This is a genomic window from Acidovorax sp. Leaf160, assembly GCF_001424265.1.
GTDB lineage: Bacteria > Pseudomonadota > Gammaproteobacteria > Burkholderiales > Burkholderiaceae_C > Paracidovorax.
The window spans coordinates 199,874-217,848 of sequence record NZ_LMOV01000012.1 but is presented as its reverse complement, the minus strand read 5'-3'; the positions used below and the strand labels follow the sequence as shown (position 1 = coordinate 217,848).

Genomic DNA, 17,975 nt, shown 5'->3' with positions numbered 1-17,975 from the left:
GCTGCTGACGGCCCCTTTTTGCATCCAGACCAGCAGCCGGGCCCCCGCATCGACTTGAAGGAACCCCACGCCATGCCATCACCCCGCCCCAACGCTGCGCCCGGCGCAGTCAGACAGCCCCGGATCGACGTCTCGTGCTGCGGAGGTGGCTGCTCGACCGTCACCACGCCGCCCGTGGCCCGACCTGCCGCCCGCAGTGCCGCTGGCGATGGCGGGCACGCCGGCCACGGCCACGATCACGACCACGATCACGGCCATCACCACGACGACGGGGCGGACCCTGCCCACGGAGACACCCACGCCGCCCAGGGAGAACACGATGCGCACGACGGCCACGACCACGGAGCCCTGCCCGGCTGGGGCCGGCTCGGCGCCGCCCTGGTCTTCGCGCTGGCGGCCGAGCTGCTGCACCTGCTGGGCCCCGACACCACGCCCTGGCGCATTGCCGGCATGGCCGTGGCCGCGGTCGCCATCCTGCTGGCAGGCCTGGGCATCTACCGCAGCGGCCTGCGTTCGCTCCGGCGTGGGCAACTGGGCATCAGCGCGCTGATGGCCGTGGCCGTCACCGGCGCGTTCCTGATCGGCCAGTGGCCCGAGGCGGCGATGGTCATGGCGCTGTACGCCCTGGCCGAGCGGATCGAGGACGGTGCCGTGGGCCGGGCACGCAATGCCATCGGCGCGCTGCTGGCGCTCAGCCCCGATCAGGCCGACCTGCGGGGTGAGGACGGCCAGTGGCGCACCGTGCCGGCCGCAGAGGTGCCGGTGGGCCGCACGCTGCGCATCCGCCCCGGCGCGCGCGTGCCGCTGGACGGCGTGGTGACCGCCGGCCGCGGCGCGGTGGACGAATCCAGCGTCACGGGCGAAAGCCTGGCGGTGGACAAGGCACCCGGCGACCCGCTCTTCGCCGGTACGCTGAACGCCCAGTCCGAGCTGGAGTTCAGCGTCACGGCTGCCGCCGGCCAGACCACCCTGGACCGCATCATCCGCGCCGTCGAGGAAGCCCAGGCCACGCGCGCACCCACCCAGCGCTTCGTCGACCGCTTCGCCGCCATCTACACCCCGGCGGTGTTCGTGGGCGCGGTGCTGGTCGCCATCGGCGCGCCGTTGCTGCTGGGCTGGACCTGGCTGGACGCGATCTACCGCGCGTTGGTGCTGCTGGTCATCGCTTGCCCCTGCGCGCTGGTGCTGTCCACCCCCGTCACCGTGGTGAGCGGGCTGGCTGCGGCGGCGCGGCGCGGCATTCTCATCAAGGGCGGGACGTGGCTGGAACAGGCCCGGGGCATCCGCGCCGTCGCCTTCGACAAGACCGGCACCGTCACCGCCGGGCGGCCGGTGCTGGTGGCCCGGCAGCCGTTCGGCCCCGATGCGGCGGACGACGTCGCGATGGCGCTGGCAGCCCGCTCGGACCATCCGGTGTCGCGCGCCATTGCGGCAGGCCTCGCCGCGCCTGATCGGGCCGGCAGCGGCGCACCTGCCGACCTGCCGGCGGTGGAGGACTTCACCGCCCTGCCGGGGCGCGGTGTCTCCGCGCGGGTCGGTGCCGCCATGTGGACGCTCGGCAACCGGCGGCTGATGCAGGAGCGACAGCTCTGGACCGCCGAAGTGGAAGCCGCAGTGGCCGCGCAGGAGGCCGAGGGCCGCAGCGTCACCCTGCTGGCGGACGGCCAAGCCGTGCGTGCCCTCTTCGCCGTCTCGGACACCCTGCGCCCTCAGGCCACCCAGGCCGTGGCGGATCTGCGCGCCCTCGGCATCGTGCCGGTCATGCTCACCGGCGACCATGCCGCCGCCGCGCAGGCCGCCGCGCGCGAAGCCGGCATCACCGAGGTGCAGGCCGGGCTGCTGCCCGAACAGAAGCTGGCGGCCATCGCCGCGCTGCAGCAGCGGCACGGCGCCACCGCCATGGCCGGCGACGGCATCAACGACGCCCCGGCACTGGCCCGCGCCGACATCGGCTTCGCCATGGGCGCGGCCGGCACCGACGTGGCGATGGAAACGGCCGACGTGGTCATCATGAACGACGACCTGCGCCGCGTGGCCGAAACCGTGCGCCTGTCGCGCCGCACCCATGCCGTGCTGTGGCAGAACATCGCTTTGTCGCTCGGCATCAAGCTGGTTTTCTTCGGCCTGGCACTGGCCGGCCACGCCACGATGTGGATGGCCGTCTTCGCCGACATGGGCGCCAGCCTGCTGGTCGTGGCCAACGGGCTGCGGATGCTGCGGGGGGCGCCGGCAGAGCGTGCCCGGTAACCAGGAGCCCAACGGCTCTCACCGAGCCATGGGCCGCAGCATCCGTCGGCCGGGGCCGCCAGGGCGACGCACACTGCCAACGCAACCCCGTTGACCGGCAGGCCCGACGGTCTGGCTTTGCTGACCCGGCATGCTGCCGGCGTTTGAAGACCGGTTTCTTTCGCGCCTTATCATTCGAGCCATGCGCCGAGGCCCTTGCATCCTGCTGCTCCTGATCGTCCTGATGACCCTGCGTGGGCTCGTCGGCCCGGCGATGGCTGCCGGCATGGCGATGCCGCATGCGCCGGCTTTGCAGACGGCGGCGGCGGCGCTGCTGGCTGACGAGGGCGTGCAACACGCAGGCCACGGCCATGGCTCCCACGGCGAGCACGACGTCGCGGCGGTCGGGGCGCACCCCGATGCATCGGGAGGGCAGCATTGCCGCGAGGCAGCCTCCGCGGAGGCGTCACTGGCACTGCCCCATTCCGCCGACTGCTCGGGCAGCGGCGCAGCCGCGCACGCGAACTGTGCGGATTGCGAGATCTGCCACACCGCCGTGCTGGTGGACGTGCCCGCTGCCGCACCGCCCCCCGGGCGCGAAGCCGACCGGGCACCTGCGGCCGCCACGCGCTTTGCCAGCGCCGGGGCGGCGCTGGCCATCAAGCCACCCATCTCCTGAACGCCGACACCCGAGGTGCGTCCTTCGCGCGCTGCGCCGGCTGCCAAAGGCCGCGCGCAACGCCGAAGAGGGCGGGCCTCGCCTCACCGCGTTCTTTCGTTTCCGTTCAGGAGAAATACCCATGCGTGCACTGCCACGTTGTTTCGCCGCCATCTATCGGCTTGCTTTGCTCCGCTCTCTCGGCTGCCTGCCCTGGTGCTGCGCGGCTGCGCTGCCTGCCGCCGTCCTCGCCCAGCCTTTTCCTCCAGGCGCCGCCGCACCCGCCGAGCCCACTGCGCCAATGCGGCTGCCCGCCTGGCCAGCCGGCCCCACCGGTGTGGAAACCGATCGCACCGACTGGCGCCGGGCCAATCGGGAGGTCACTGCCCCGTCCGCCGCGCACGATCATGCGGCGCCTGCGACGCACACGGCGCACACGGCGCACACCAAGCACACGGCGCACCCTGCCGGTGCTGAGGCGCCTGCCCAGCCCGCCGCTGGCGCGCGCCACGATGCGTCCCATGCACACGCGCCTGGTCACCGCGACCACGGCCCGGATGTCAAGAGCGCCCCGGAGGGCAGGCCATGACCGCCCGCCTTCGTTTCGCCCTGCGCACGGCTCCTGCCTTGGCAGTGCTCGCGTTGCTCGCCGGCTGTGCCAGCGTGTCTCCGGACGGCCTGCGCACCGAGGTGCAGGTGCTGAGCCAGGGCCGCACCGCCGGCGTGCACGACGCAGCGCTGCCGGGTGCCGATGCCGCCCACTCCGCTGAGGCCCAGGCCGCGCTGCAGCGTTGGCTGGGCGAGCCACTCAGCGTCGATATGGCCGTGCGCATCGCGTTGCTGAACAACCTGGGCCTGCAGGCGCGCCTGGCCGCCCTGGGCGTGCAGGACGCCGACCGCGTGCGGGCGCTCACCCTGCCCAATCCGACCTTCGCCATCGGCCGGCTCACGAACGGCCATGAGCGGGAGATCGAGCGCAGCCTGTCCTTCGGCCTGGTCGATCTCGTCACCCTGCCCTGGCGCACCCGCTGGCAAACCCAGGCCGTGCAGCAGGCCACGCTGGCCGCCGCGCAGGACGTGGCACGGCTGGCCACAGATGCGCGCCGCGCGTGGTTGAACGCCGTGGCCGCTCAGCAGGTGCTGGCCGCGCACGAGCAGATGCACGAAGCGGCAGATACCGGCGCCGAACTGGCCCGCCGCATGGTGCGCGTGGGCCACTGGAGTGCGCTGCAGCAGGCCCGCGAGCAGGCGGCGCTGACCGAGAGCCGCAGCCAGCTGGCGCAGGCGCGCTGGAATGCAGCCGCGACGCGCGAGGCCTTGGCGCGCACCCTGGGCCTTTGGGGCGACACGGCGCGCTTCACGCTGGCGGAACGGCTGCCCGATCTGCCATCCGAGCCGATCGGCGCGGAGGGCATCGAGTCGCGCGCGCTGCGCGAGCGGCTCGACGTGCGCGCAGCACGGTTGTCGCTGGACCGCATCGCCGACCAGCAGGGCACCAGCGGCATCGCCAGCGTGTTCGGCGACATCGGCGTCACCTACCAGCGCAACACCACCACCGAGCGCACGGGCGCGGGCCACAGCGACGTGCAACGCGGCTGGGAGCTGGCGCTGCCGCTGCCGCTCTTCGACTGGGGCGGCGCGGCCAGCGCCCGGGCGCGCCTGCTGACCCAGCAGAGCGCGGCGCAGTTGCAGGACACCGCCCTGAACGCCCGCAGCGAAGCGCGCACCCGGTGGCTGGCCTATCGCACCGCCTGGGACGTCGCCCGGCAGCAGACGTACGAGGTGGTGCCGCTGCGCCGCGTCATCCAGGACGAAACGCTGCTGCGCTACAACGGGATGCTGGCCAGCGTGTGGGACCTGCTGGCCGAGGCCCGGGCCAGCACCGGTGCGGTCGCGCAGGCCGTGCAGGCGCAGCGCGACTTCTGGCTGGCCGAGGCCGAACTGCAGTTCGCGCTCACCGCGGGCTCTGCTCGTTCCGTTGCCGCACCGGCACCCCTCGATCCCCCTGCCCCCGCGCCAGCCAGCGCGGCCGGCCACTGACTGGAGACCCGCACATGAATCGACGCCATTTCTTCGCTGCCGGCGCAGCCAGCGCCGTGGCCGGTGCCACCGTGGCCCGTGGGGCCCTGGCCGCCCTGCCGGAAATCGCCACGCAGGACGGCACCGGCACCGCCGTGCCCCCGCCGCCAGCCAGCGGCCGGCCGTTCCGGCCCGTGGTCACCCTGAACGGCTGGAGCCTGCCCTGGCGCATGAACGCAGGCGTGAAAGAGTTCCACCTCGTCGCCGAGCCGGTGCTGCGCGAATTCGCGCCCGGCTTCACGGCCCACCTGTGGGGCTACAACGGCCAGAGCCCCGGCCCGACCATCGAAGTGGTGGAAGGCGACCGGGTGCGCATCTTCGTCACCAACCGGCTGCCCGAACACACCAGCGTGCACTGGCACGGCCAGCGGCTGCCCAACGGCATGGACGGCGTCTCGGGCCTCAACCAGCCCGCCATTCCGACGGGCAAGACCTTCGTTTACGAATTCACCGCCCACCGGCCCGGCACCTTCATGTACCACCCGCATGCCGACGAGATGGTGCAGATGGCGATGGGACTGATGGGCCTGTGGATCACCCACCCGCGTGCCGCGCACCCGCACATTGCCGCGGCCGACCGCGACTACGCCTTCCTGCTGAACGCATTCGCCGTCGATCCCGGCACCCGCACGCCGCGCATCAACGAGATGACGGACTTCAACATCTGGGCCTGGAACAGCCGGGTCTTCCCCGGCATCGACCCGTTCGTGGCGCGGCGCGGCGACCGCGTGCGCCTGCGCGTGGGCAACCTGACCATGACCAACCACCCCATCCACATCCACGGCCATGAATTCGAGGTGACCGGCACCGACGGCGGCCCCGTGCCGAAAGGCGCGCGCTGGCCCGAGGTGACTGCGGACGTGGCCGTGGGCCAGATGCGGCAGATCGAGTTCATCGCGGACGAGCCGGGCGACTGGGCCGTGCACTGCCACAAGAGCCACCACACCATGGGACCGATGGGCCACGAGGTGCCCAACATGATCGGCGTGCCCCAGAGCGACCTGGCGGAGAAGATCCGCAAGATCGTGCCCGACTACATGGCCATGGGCAGCACCGGCATGGGCGAGATGGGCGCCATGGCGATGCCGCTGCCGGACAACACCCTGCCCATGATGACCGGCCAGGGCCCCTTCGGCCCGCTGGAGATGGGCGGCATGTTCAGCGTGCTCAAAGTGCGCGAGGGGCTGGCGCCGAACGACTGGCGCGTCCCGGGCGACTATGTGCAGCCCCCCGGCACCCGTGCCTGGGAGTGGACGGGCGAGCCGGCTGCGCTGCCCGCCGCGCAGCGCGCCTCCGAGGCGCGGCCTCCATCGAGCGGCCTGAGCGCCCTGGGCGCCGAGGGCGCAGCGCAGGTGCGCAAGCCCGGCGCGGGCCACCACGGGCACTGACATGCCGCAATCCATTCGATTGCTATAGCTTTTATAGCTATAAACCCTTTATCGAAAAGCGCGAAGACCACTTTTCAATCGAATAAGAAGTTTCCCCACGGGGAAAACTCCCTCAGAAAGACACACCATGACCGTCCCCGCATCCGCATCTGCCACCGCCCCTGCCTCCCGCCGCGCCTGGCTGCACCTGGCCGCTTCCGCCATGGCGTTCGCCGCCATGCCCTGCCTCGCACGTGCGGCCACCGCAACGGCCGCACCCGCCGCCTCGAACGCCCCCCAGATGGAAGTGTGGAAAGACCCGAACTGCGGCTGCTGCAACGACTGGGTCGAGCACCTCCGCGCCGCAGGCTTCCGCGTCAGCGTGCAGGACAGCGGCAACGCGGCCGTGCGCCAGCGGCTGGGCTTGCCACCCCGGCTCGGGTCCTGCCACACCGCGCTCGTCGGCGGCTATCTGGTCGAAGGCCATGTGCCGGCCGCCGACGTGCAGCGCCTGCTGCGGGACAAGCCCCAGGCGCTCGGGCTGGCGGTGCCCGGCATGCCGATCGGTTCGCCCGGAATGGACGGTGCCGTCTACGGCGGCCGGCGCGATGCCTACGATGTGCTGCTGATGGCGCGCGACGGCAGCAGTTCCGTCTTCACGCACTACGCCGGTGGCAGTGCGGCGACGGCGGCCGAGCCCTCGCCCGGCCCTGCGGATGCGGATCTGAGCGATGGCGAAGTGGTGCGCTGGGACGCTGCGGCGAAGCGGCTGACCCTCCGCCACGGCGAACTCAAGCGCCTGGGCATGGCGGCGATGACGATGGTGTTCCGCGTGCCCGACTCCACTGCCGGACTGCAGCTCTCGCCGGGCACCCGGGTGCGTTTCCTGGCCGAGCAGGATCGCTCGGGCCTGGTGGCGCGCCGGATCGAAGTCGTGAAGCCTTGAGCGGAATCCGAGCTGGCGCAAGCCCCCCCGCAGATTGCGCCGAAACCGGGGGCGCATAGCGCATTTGCCGCCGCCCGGGCCGGCCAGTTCCGCACCACGCCCGCAGCCGCCGCTCCTAGCATCGACAGCTTCCAAACCCATCCTTGCTGGAGCCTGCGCCATGTCCGAACTGCTCGTCGATTTCCCCTTCAACGCCCTGGGCGAAGCCCGCGAGTACCGCCCCCCGGCCGAGCGCGTGATCGAAGGCGACATCGTCTGCCGCAACTGGGACATCGACAGCGCCAAGGACGGCGCCGTGCGAGCAGGCGTGTGGGAAGCCACGCCGGGCGTGAACCACTCCATCAAGGGTGAAACCTGGGAGTTCTGCCTGATCCTCTCCGGCCTGGTGGAGATCACCGAGCGCGGCCAGGAACCCAGGCGCTACGGCCCGGGCGACTGTTTCATCATGAAGCCCGGATACGTCGGCACCTGGCGCACCATCGAGACCGTGCGCAAGGTATGGGTGATGGCCTGACCGCGGCGCTGCGCGGCGCCGCTCCGCACGCCGGTCCGCACGCCGGTGGAGCGGCTCTGCGCTGACCGGTGGCCGGCGGCACGTGTGGCTTGGCGAAATCGCGGGGGCCGGTCAGGCGCCGCGCCCGTCCACCAGGCGGCGTTCGCCAGGTCCGCCGTACGCATGCGATATCGTCTCGGTCCTCGTCCGTCCCTGGCTTTCAGCGCATGTTGCAGTTCCCCGCCCTTGATCCGTCCGGCCACGATGCCGGATGCCTGACCCGCGTCGCCGGCATCGAAGTCGGCCATTCCACCTCTTCCCTGCGCCCCACCGGCTGCACCGTCGTGCTCGCGCGCGAAGGCGCGGTGGCCGGCGTGGACGTGCGGGGCGCCGCGCCCGGCACGCGGGAGACCGACTTGCTGGAGCCCACCCACCTGATCGATCGCATCCACGCGGTGATGCTGGCCGGCGGCAGTGCGTTCGGGCTGGACGCGGCCACCGGTGCCGTAAGGTGGCTGGAAGAGCGCGGCATCGGTTTCGACGTCGGCGTGGCGCGCGTGCCGTTGGTCCCGGCGGCCGTCCTGTTCGACCTGCATGTGGGCGACGCCCGCATTCGCCCCGATGCCGCGGCCGGATACGCAGCGTGCCAGGCCGCATCGGGCGGGCCGGTCGCCGAGGGCTGCGTGGGCGCCGGCACGGGCGCGGCGGTGGGCAAGCTCTTCGGCATGGCGCACGCGATGAAGGGCGGCATCGGCAGCGCGTCGATCACGGTCGATGGCGTGACCGTCGGGGCGCTGGTGGCCTGCAATGCGGTCGGCGACGTCGTGGACCCGGACACCGGCCGCCCCGTGGCTGGCGCCCGCACGGACGACGGTCAACGCCTGCGGGACAGCCGCCGCGCCCTGCTGGCCGGGGACGTGCCGCGCACGCTGCTGGCGGGCACCAACACCACCATCGGGGTGGTGGCCACCGATGCGCTCATCACCAAGGCGCAGGCGCGCCGGCTTGCGGTGTGCGCGCACGACGGGCTGGCGCGGGCGATCAACCCGGTGCACACGCTCTCCGATGGCGACACGCTGTTCGCGCTGGGCACGGGCCTCGCGGGCAAAACGCTCGGGATGATGGTGCTGTCCACCCTGGCGGCCGAGGCCACTGCGCGGGCCACGCTGCGCGCCGTGCTGGCGGCGCAGTCGATCATCACGCCCGAGGGGCTGCATCTGCCTGCCGCCGTCGATCTGGCCGCCGCCATCCGCAGGGCCAGCGACACCTCGCGCGCAACCGACGGTCACGCCGGTGGACCGGGCGGCGCGCAAGCCGACGGACCCCGCCCATGAACGCGGTGTTCGCTGCCCGGTCGCGCACGGCCGCCCGCCGCCTGCGCACGGCCTTGCTCAATGTGCGCGATCTGCTGCTCTCCGCCGGACCGCTGGCGTTGCTGGCCGTCGCCCTGGTGGCGCTCGCTTACTGGTGGCTGCAGCCCAACCCGCCGCGCCGGGTGACGCTGGCGACCGGGCCGGCGCAGAGCGCCTATTCGGAATTCGGCCAGCGCTACCAGAAGGCGCTGGCGGCCGACGGCATCGAAGTCGTGCTGCTGGAAACGGAAGGCTCGTCCGCCAACCTGCAGCTGCTGCGCGGCGGCGGCGCCGACCTGGCCTTCGTGCAGGGCGGCACGGGCGAGCTGCGGCCCGACGATGCGCAGGCGCTGGAATCCCTGGGCAGCCTGTTCGTCGAGCCCGTCTGGCTGTTTTACCGGGAAGACGCCGCCCGGCGCGTGGCCCGCCAGTCCCGGCTGACCAGCCTGGCGCAACTGCGGGGCCTGCGGGTCAACGTGGGCACACCGGGCAGCGGCGTGCCCACGCTGATGGAAAAATTGCTCGACGCCAACCACGTGGATCCGGGCGAAGTGCGTTTGACGCACCTGGGCCAGACGCCCGCCACCGTGGACTTTCTGGCGGGGCGGCTCGACGCGGTGGTCTTCGCCTCCGCGCCCGAGTCGCAGATGGTGCAGATGTTGCTGCAGACACCCGGCGTGCGGCTGATGGGCTTCCCGCAGAACGAGGCCTATGGCCGGCGGTTCCCGTTCCTCACCCCGGTCACGCTGCCGCGCGGCGTGGTGGACCTGGCGGCCAATGTGCCGCCGGCCGACGTGCATCTGGTGGCATCCACCACTTCGCTGCTGGCGCGCGAAGGCACGCACCCAGCCCTGCTGCAGCTGTTCGCGCAGGCCGCGCAGCAGCTGCACGGCGGGGCCGGCTGGTTCAACCGCGCCCGGGATTTTCCGAACACGCGCAACAGCGAGGTGCCGATGGCCGCCGAGGGAGACCGGGCCATCAACGGTTCGCCGCCGATGCTGCAGCGCTATCTGCCGTTCTGGCTGGCCAATCTGGTCGAGCGCATGTGGCTGGTCCTCGGCGTGCTGCTGGCGGCCATGCTGCCGCTGTCGCGCATCGTGCCGCCGCTCTACCAGTTCCGGGTGCGCTCCCGCGTCTTCCGCTGGTATGGCCGGCTGCGCGAGATCGAGGACGAGATGGAAGTCGGCCAGAGCACGCCCGAGGCCCTGCGCAACCAGCTGGACCGGCTGGAGGCCCAGGTGGAAAAGGTCAGCGTGCCGCTGTCGTATGCCGAGGAGCTCTACGCCCTGCGCAACCACATCCACTTGGTGAGGCGCAAGCTGCGGCCCGCAGGCCCTGCAGCGCCGGCCGCTGCGGCGTGACCGTGGGGTGGGCAGCGGGTGCGGCCGGTGCGCGGCGACCGGTGCGCTGGGCGTGGTGCCACGGGCGTGTGTGCCCTGTGGCAGCGCTTCCTGACGGCGTGGCGGCATCGGTCATTGAGAGCTTGAAACGCCTTCAGTGCCCACAGATAAAGGACCCATTGCTATAACTAATATAGCTATCTGAACCGCAGGCCTGGCGCACCGGTTCAGCGCGGCGAAGGCGGCGTCTCGACCGTACGCAACGCACCCTGCGCTACCAGCCTGTCGCGCATCCGGCGCGTCATCGACTGGGTGCTGCCGTCGGCCGCAGTGAAGAGGAACAGCGCTCCGTTCGGGCTGCACCAGGTCAGTTGCGTGCGCACGACCTGGCGGTCGCGGCTCAGCTCGATCCACTGACCCAGCGCATAGTCGCCGGGCCCTTGCGGCGCAGGAGCCTCTGCCCCGGGCTCGGGCACCGAGACCTCGGGGCCGTACGGGGCGCGGGCGACCGGCTCCGCATCGGAGCCATGCGCCGCCGGCTCGATGACCGGCTCCCCGCCTTGCGAGGCGGGAGCCGCAGCAGGAACCGCAGCCGGGAGGGCCGGAACCGGGAGTGCCGGAGCCGCAATGTCGCTGAACGCCTCAGGCGGGACGACGGTTGGCGTATCGCTCGCCGCTGCAGCGGGAGCAGTCGCCTGGCCGCCGACGGGAACCAGCCCGGCCAGGCGTTCGAGCACCGCATCGATGTCCGGCTGCGGATGGCCGATGCCCTGCAGGCCCTCCCGCACCACCGGCAGCAGACCCGCGATGGCGCGGGCCATGGCGTCCGGATCCTCGGGCACCGGGTCCGCCTGCGCGCAGCTCAGCAACACGGGGATCAGCGCCAGGTACTCGGACGGATCGCCGCCGCCGTCCTCGCCTCCACCGCCGATCTGCGCGCGCGCCACCACCTCGGCCCACGGGCCGGTCGCGAAGGCCAGCAGGTCCGCAGGCAGGTCACGGGCACCCGGCATGCGGCGGATGTCGTCCGCCGCAGCGCGAGCCAGCACCGCCTTGCGCTCCAGGTGCAGCCAATCGGCATCGGCCTGTGCGCGCTGCGCCGCCGACTCCTGGGCCAGCGCGTCCCAGGCCTTGTGCAGCGCGCGCAGCACGGCCTTGAACGGCTTGGCGTCGGGCGCGTTAGCGGCATTCAAATGCTTGACCGCGCCATTGAGCAGCCGCACGAAGCGCGTGAAACCCGGCTGGTCGTCAGCGGTGAAGGCCAGGCTGCGTTCGGTCAGCGCATCCAGCAGGCGGCGGGCCGGGTGTTGCTCGTCGGAAAAAAAGGCCGGCTCCTGCCGCGCGATGCGGCGGATGGCCGGCTCGATGCGCTGCAGCGCACGGCGCACGGTGGGCAGCAGCCGCTCGTCGCTGGCAATGCGCCGCATCATCTCGGCCACCACCGCATCCGATTCGGCCTGCTGGTGCGCGATTATGTCCGCGTCGATGGTCATGAGCGATGGCGGTGCCTGCCACGCGGGCGCGCCGCTGGCAGGGAGCGCCGCTGGGCCGTGGCGCGCCAGGGTGTCGGGAGCCTGCACGGCGCCGTCCGGCAGGGCCGCCGCCAGCAACCCCTCTTCGGTGGCGCCGCTGGCAAAGCCCGTGGCGGGGGTCCGGGCGGCACTCAGCTCGTCCAGCATCTGCTGCAGCATGGCGACGGTGAGCAAGGCCTCCTCGGCTTCGGCAGCGAGGGGGCTGGCGACACTGGACGGCATGCCCTGCAGTGCGCTGGCCCCGAAGCCGGACCGTTCGTGCGTTGCCGCAGCCGCATGGGCATGGGTATGGGTATAGGCATGGGCGCCGGGGCCGCGCTGCGGTGCCGGGTACCCCTGCCACTCCGGCAATGAGTCCGGACCGCTGCGCGGCGCGGTCGCCGGCCTGCCGGCAGCCGGGGCCGCTCCGTAGCCGACCGGGCGCAAACCTCCTTCGCGCAGACGGTCGGAAGCGCGCTGGTAGGCGCCCACCAGCCGCTTGCCCAGCAGGTCGGGCAGGTGACGCATCCACAGCTGACGCGGGCCCTCGGCCACACCGGCATCGGCAACCACCTGCTGCAGCGCCCGCAGGAAGGTTTCCGGGCGCAGCGGATTGCGCTCCGGTGCCACGCGCGTGAGGCCCAGGGCCGCGCTCATCAACCGATCCAGTTCCTCCAGAACGCCTTCCGTCGCATGCGTGACGAGCTGCTGCGCCCTCGACAGCTCCACCTGGGCCAGCACCTGCGCATCGTCCATGAGCGTGAGCGCGTCCCACGCGATCGGCCCGCCCGCCAGCGCGTGGTGAGCAGATGCGCCCGGGGCCGGCGGCGACACCATCTGCGCGCCCGAGAAATGCTCCATCAGCGCGACGGGGTAGACCTGGACCAGCGTGGATTGCTGTGCGCGCAGCAGTGCCAGGGCTTCGCCCAGGCGGTCGCGCTCGCGGTTGTCCCGTGCGGTGTCCTGATCACGGGACAGCGCGGCCTCCGTCTCGGCCAGCGCCTTCTTCAGCGCCTGGACACCGTCCCGCACGGCTTGGGCCACGCAGATCCGAAAGGCGTTTCGATCGTAGGGTGCGGCTGTGGCCATGGTTGCCATCTCGACGGGACGGGCTTGGGGGACGGCAGGACGGCGGTGGGCAGCCGGGCGGCGGCCATGGGCCGGCGCCGCCCGCTCGCCACCCGCGCCGGGGCGTGGCTTACTTCAGCGCCTTGTAGCGCATGCGCTTGGGCTTGGCGCCCTCTTCGCCCAGGCGCTTCTTCTTGTCGGCTTCGTATTCCTGGTAGTTGCCGTCGAAGAACACCCACTGGCTGTCGCCTTCGGCGGCCAGGATGTGCGTCGCGATGCGGTCAAGGAACCAGCGGTCATGGCTGATGACCAGCACGGTGCCCGCGTATTCCAGCAGTGCGTCTTCCAGGGCACGCAGGGTTTCCACGTCCAGGTCGTTGGAGGGTTCGTCGAGCAGCAGCACGTTGCCGCCCGCGATCAGCGTCTTGGCCAGGTGCAGCCGGCCGCGTTCGCCGCCCGAGAGGCTGCCGACCTTCTTCTGCTGATCGGAGCCGTTGAAGTTGAAGCGGCCGGCATAGGCGCGGCTGGCCATCTGGAACTTGCCGACGTTCAGGATGTCGAGGCCCCCGGAGATGTCTTCCCAGACGGTCTTGTCGTTGCCCAGCTCGTCACGGTGCTGGTCCACGAAGGCCATCTTGACGGTCTGGCCCACCACCACGTGGCCGCTGTCAGGCTGCTCGCGGCCGGCCAGCAGCTTGAACAGCGTGGACTTGCCGGCGCCGTTGGGGCCGATGATGCCGACGATGGCGCCGGGCGGAATGCTGAAGCTCAGGTTGTCGATCAGCACGCGGTCGCCGAAGGACTTGGTGACGTTGTGGAACTCGAACACCTGCTGGCCCAGGCGCTCGGCCACGGGGATGAAGATTTCCTGCGTCTCGTTGCGGCGCTGGTATTCGAAGTCGCTCAGTTCCTCGAAGCGGGCCAGGCGCGACTTGCTCTTGGCCTGGCGGGCCTTCGGGTTCTGGCGCGACCATTCCAGTTCCTTCTTCAGGGCCTTGGCATGCGCTTCTTCGCTCTTCTGTTCCTGCGCCAGGCGGTCGCCCTTCTGCTCCAGCCAGGTGCTGTAGTTGCCCTTCCATGGAATGCCGCGGCCGCGGTCCAGCTCCAGGATCCACTCGGCCGCGTTGTCGAGGAAGTAGCGATCGTGGGTGATGGCCACCACGGTGCCGGAGAAACGCTTGAGGAACACTTCCAGCCACTCGACCGATTCGGCGTCCAAGTGGTTGGTGGGTTCGTCGAGCAGCAGCATGTCGGGCTTGGACAGCAGCAGGCGGCAGAGCGCCACGCGGCGCTTCTCGCCACCGGACAGCAGGCCGATCTTGGCGTCCCAGGCGGGCAGGCGCAGCGCGTCGGCGGCGATTTCGAGCTGGTGCTCGGAGTCGGTGCCGGCGGTGGCAATGATGGCTTCTAGCTCGGCCTGCTCGGCGGCCAGCGCGTCGAAGTCGGCGTCTTCCGCGCCGTAGGCCACGTAGACCTCTTCCAGCCGCGCCTTGGCCGCGAAGACCGCGCCCATGGACTCCTCCACGCTCTCGCGCACGGTGTGTTCCGGGTTCAGCTTCGGTTCCTGCTCCAGGTAGCCGATGGTCAGGCCCTGCATGGGGATGGCTTCGCCCTCGATCTCCTTGTCCACGCCGGCCATGATCTTCAGCAGCGTGGATTTGCCGGAGCCGTTCAGGCCCAGCACGCCGATCTTGGCGCCGGGGAAGAACGACAGGGAGATGTCCTTCAAGATCTGCCGCTTCGGCGGCACGGTCTTGGTGACGTGATTCATCGAATAAACGTACTGGGCCATTGGCTTTCTTTCCTTCAAATGGGTGCGGCGTCGTGGGGCGGAACGACCGGCGCGGGGTCGGGCCGCACGACGCGGTTCAGCAGCGATTATCGGGTGCTTTGGGGAAGCGGTCGCCAGGGACGGCCGAGGAGACCCTTCTGCCGCCCGCAGGCGCCAGAAAAAACGTGGCTGCGAAAGGGTGCCCCACGTACCGGGGCGGGAGTCGTGCCACAATAGAAGCTCAGACGCCGGCTCCAGTGACCGGCGGACTCAGCAACCTGCTGGGGATCCGAAAGCCGCCTTGCGGCGCTTTCTCACTCCCGATCCTGAAGAATCATCTGCCTATGACTGGCCGCAGCCCCACGGGTTCGCGACAGGCCGATGCCCCAAGCGCCCTGGACAGGGCGCCTCCTTGAATGAACTTTGACGAACTGAACCTGGCCCCAGAGATCCTTAAGGCCGTGCATGAGCAAGGCTACGAGACGCCAACGCCGATCCAGGCACAGGCCATTCCTCTGGTGCTCGAAGGCCACGACCTGCTGGCCGGCGCACAGACCGGCACCGGCAAGACGGCTGCCTTCACCCTGCCCCTGCTGAACCGCCTTTCGCAAGGCACGGCGCCGAAGAGCAAATTCGGTGGCAAGGGCGTGCGCGCCCTGGTGCTGACCCCCACCCGGGAACTCGCCGCCCAGGTGGAAGAATCGGTGCGCGACTACGGTAAGTACCTCGACATCAACTCCACCGTCGTCTTCGGCGGCGTGGGCATGAACCCGCAGATCGACCGCATCAAGCGCGGCGTGGACGTGCTGGTGGCCACCCCCGGCCGTCTGCTGGATCTGCAGCAGCAGGGCTTCCTCGACCTCTCCACCGTCGAGATCCTGGTGCTGGACGAAGCCGACCGCATGCTCGACATGGGCTTCATCCACGACGTGAAGAAGATCCTGGCGCTGGTGCCCAAGGACAAGCAGAGCCTGCTGTTCTCGGCCACCTTCAGCGACGAGATCCGCGATCTGGCCGGCACGCTCCTGAAGAACCCGCAGAGCATCCAGGTCACCCCGCGCAACACCACGGTGCAGCGCATCACCCAGGTGATCCACCCCGTGGGCCGCGGCAAGAAAAAGCAGGTGCTGCTGCACATCATCCAGCAGCACAACTGGAGCCAGGTGCTGGTGTTCACCCGCACCAAGTTCGGCGCCAACAACGTGGCCGAGTTCCTGACCAAGAACGGCGTCAACTCGATGGCGCTGCACGGCAACAAGAGCCAGAGCGCCCGCACCCAGGCCCTGGCCGGCTTCAAGAGCGGCGAGATTCGCGCGCTGGTGGCCACCGACATCGCGGCGCGCGGCATCGACATCGACGAGCTGCCGCACGTCGTCAACTACGAGATCCCCAACGTCCCTGAAGACTACGTGCACCGCATCGGCCGCACGGGCCGCGCAGGCGCAAGCGGCGAGGCCGTGAGCCTGGTCTGCATGGACGAAGAAGGCTTCATGATGGAGATCGAACGCTTCACCAAGCAGGAGATCCCGGTGCAGGTGCTGGACGGCTTCGGCCCCGAAGCCGGCGAGAAGGCCGAGCCCATCGCCATGGGCCGCCAGACCATCTGGGGCGGTGCCGGCAAGCCGCCGAGCCGCGAGGTCATGCAGGCGGCCGCCAAGGCAGCGCGCAGCGAAATGATGGACCGCATTCGCACCAACAAGGCCAGCCAGGGCGGCGGTGGCGCCGGCGGCAGTGATCGCGGCGGCAAGCCTGCGGGCGGTGGCGGACAGCGCTCCGGCGGCGGCCGTGGTGCCAATGCCGGCGCGAATGGTGGCGGCCAGGGTGGCGGCCACAACGGCGGCGGGCGCAATGGCGCTCCGCGCGCCGGCGGCAACGGTGGCGGTGCTCCGCGCGGCCAGGGCGGCCCATCCGGCCAGCCAGGCCGTGGGCAGCGCAGCGGCGGTGGTGGTGGCGGTGGTGGCGGTGGCGCACGCTTTGACGACAGCCAGCCACGCCGCGAAAACGCTCACCTGGTGACCCAGGCGGGTGTGAACCTCGGTGCGGTCCGCCATGGCGGCGGCGGTGCCGGCGGCCAGCCCGATCCGATGCGCACCAGCGTGGACAGCATGGCGGGCGGACGCCGCGGCGGTGGCGGTTTCCGCGGCGGCAATGGCGGCGGCTACGGCGGCGGCAACCGGGGCGGTGCTGGCGGCGGCGGCCGGGGCGGCCCACGCGGCGGTGGCGGCGGTTACGGCCGCTGATCGGCCTCGTTTCGATCCTGCACGGGCGCAGCCTGTGCCTGCATCGTGACGCCTTGAACGTAAAACTGGCGGCCTGAGGGCCGCCAGTGTCTTTTGGGGCGGCAGGAAGGGTCAGGAGGCCCCTGCCAAGGCCTGGACGCCGCCGAGAGCGACGTTGTCACGTCCGCCCCACCCCATCCCCTGCCGTTCAAGGCAATGGCACTGGAACGAGAAAAGGGCCTGGAAGCGCGATGCTCCCAGGCCCTTTTTCATGATCGGAACGGTCCGGTTCAGCAGGGATTCATCCCCGCACCCGGGCTGCCGACCCGGGTTCGCCCGCGATCAGGCGAAGTTGGATTCGACGAACTTCCAGTTGACCAGCTTGTCCAGGTACGTCTCAACGAACTTCGGACGCAGGTTGCGGTAGTCGATGTAGTAGGCGTGCTCCCACACGTCCACCGTCAGCAGCGCCTTGTCGGCGGTGGTCAGGGGGGTGCCGGCGGCGCCCATGTTGACAATGTCGACGCTGCCGTCGGCCTTCTTCACCAGCCAGGTCCAGCCGGAGCCGAAGTTGCCCACGGCGCTCTTGACGAACGCTTCCTTGAAGGCGGCGTAGCTGCCCCACTTGGCATTGATGGCGTCAGCCAGCGCACCCGAGGGTTCGCCACCGCCGTTGGGAGTCATGCAGTTCCAGAAGAACGTGTGGTTCCAGATCTGGGCCGCGTTGTTGTAGATGCCGCCGCTGGACTTCTTGATGATCTCTTCGAGAGGCATGTTCTCGAATTCGGTGCCCTTTTGCAGGTTGTTCAGGTTCACCACGTAGGCGTTGTGATGCTTGCCGTGGTGGTATTCCAGCGTTTCCTGGCTGCAGTACGGCGCCAAGGCGTCTTTCGCGTAGGGCAGCGGCGGCAGGGTATGTTCCATGGTGAAGTCCTTCGTGGGTTG

The 17,975-nt window shown here is 70.7% G+C and carries 12 protein-coding genes and 1 pseudogene; 10 read left to right on the top strand and 3 right to left on the bottom strand.

Features of this window, described 5'->3' with window-relative positions:
- Positions 1–72: 72 nt before the first annotated feature.
- The 9 genes and pseudogenes from ASF94_RS07600 to ASF94_RS07565 all read left to right on the top strand — a co-directional run bounded on the left by ASF94_RS07600 (position 73) and on the right by ASF94_RS07565 (position 10,482).
- Positions 73–2,247 (top strand): cation-translocating P-type ATPase, encoded by a 2,175-nt coding sequence (locus tag ASF94_RS07600; protein WP_056664838.1) that lies wholly within the window; start codon positions 73–75, stop codon positions 2,245–2,247.
- Between the two features lie 181 nt (positions 2,248–2,428).
- Positions 2,429–2,905, top strand: coding sequence for a hypothetical protein (locus ASF94_RS07595; protein WP_056663863.1), 477 nt, complete (start codon positions 2,429–2,431; stop codon positions 2,903–2,905).
- A 564-nt stretch (positions 2,906–3,469) separates the two neighbouring features.
- Entirely contained in the window at positions 3,470–4,924 is a 1,455-nt protein-coding gene (locus ASF94_RS07590) for a TolC family protein (RefSeq protein ID WP_056663860.1), read from the top strand.
- 14 nt (positions 4,925–4,938) lie between these two features.
- Positions 4,939–6,351 carry a multicopper oxidase family protein gene (locus tag ASF94_RS07585; protein WP_056663858.1) on the top strand — a complete coding sequence of 471 codons (1,413 nt, stop codon included), beginning with the start codon at positions 4,939–4,941 and terminating at the stop codon, positions 6,349–6,351.
- Positions 6,352–6,478: 127 nt separating this feature from the next.
- Positions 6,479–7,003 (top strand): annotated as a pseudogene (locus tag ASF94_RS21770) (DUF411 domain-containing protein); the annotation flags it as partial.
- A gap of 66 nt (positions 7,004–7,069) precedes the next feature.
- Positions 7,070–7,276 carry a copper-binding protein gene (locus tag ASF94_RS21765; protein ID WP_235505320.1) on the top strand — a complete coding sequence of 69 codons (207 nt, stop codon included), beginning with the start codon at positions 7,070–7,072 and terminating at the stop codon, positions 7,274–7,276.
- 160 nt (positions 7,277–7,436) lie between these two features.
- Complete coding sequence (locus ASF94_RS07575) at positions 7,437–7,790, top strand: cupin domain-containing protein (RefSeq protein ID WP_056663853.1); 354 nt, start codon at positions 7,437–7,439, stop codon at positions 7,788–7,790.
- A 206-nt stretch (positions 7,791–7,996) separates the two neighbouring features.
- Entirely contained in the window at positions 7,997–9,103 is a 1,107-nt protein-coding gene (locus ASF94_RS07570) for a P1 family peptidase (protein WP_082493055.1), read from the top strand.
- Positions 9,100–10,482, top strand: coding sequence for a TAXI family TRAP transporter solute-binding subunit (locus ASF94_RS07565; protein WP_056663850.1), 1,383 nt, complete (start codon positions 9,100–9,102; stop codon positions 10,480–10,482). The genes ASF94_RS07570 and ASF94_RS07565 overlap by 4 nt, the downstream gene beginning before the upstream one ends.
- Positions 10,483–10,688: 206 nt before the next feature.
- Here the strand turns inward: ASF94_RS07565 and ASF94_RS07560 are convergent, their stop codons facing one another.
- Together ASF94_RS07560 and ettA are read right to left on the bottom strand one after the other, a co-directional pair.
- A complete protein-coding gene (locus ASF94_RS07560) occupies positions 10,689–13,061 on the bottom strand; it encodes a DUF1631 family protein (RefSeq protein ID WP_162244631.1) in 2,373 nt (790 codons plus the stop codon).
- A 109-nt stretch (positions 13,062–13,170) separates the two neighbouring features.
- Entirely contained in the window at positions 13,171–14,832 is a 1,662-nt protein-coding gene (gene ettA / locus ASF94_RS07555; protein ID WP_056663846.1) for an energy-dependent translational throttle protein EttA, read from the bottom strand.
- A gap of 395 nt (positions 14,833–15,227) precedes the next feature.
- On the opposite strand from ettA, the gene ASF94_RS07550 reads away from it, so the two are divergent.
- Positions 15,228–17,051 carry a DEAD/DEAH box helicase gene (locus ASF94_RS07550; RefSeq protein WP_056663843.1) on the top strand — a complete coding sequence of 608 codons (1,824 nt, stop codon included), beginning with the start codon at positions 15,228–15,230 and terminating at the stop codon, positions 17,049–17,051.
- Positions 17,052–17,372: 321 nt separating this feature from the next.
- On the opposite strand, the gene ASF94_RS07545 is transcribed toward ASF94_RS07550, so the two are convergent.
- Positions 17,373–17,954 (bottom strand): superoxide dismutase, encoded by a 582-nt coding sequence (locus ASF94_RS07545; protein ID WP_056663840.1) that lies wholly within the window; start codon positions 17,952–17,954, stop codon positions 17,373–17,375.
- Between the last annotated feature and the right edge of the window lie 21 nt (positions 17,955–17,975).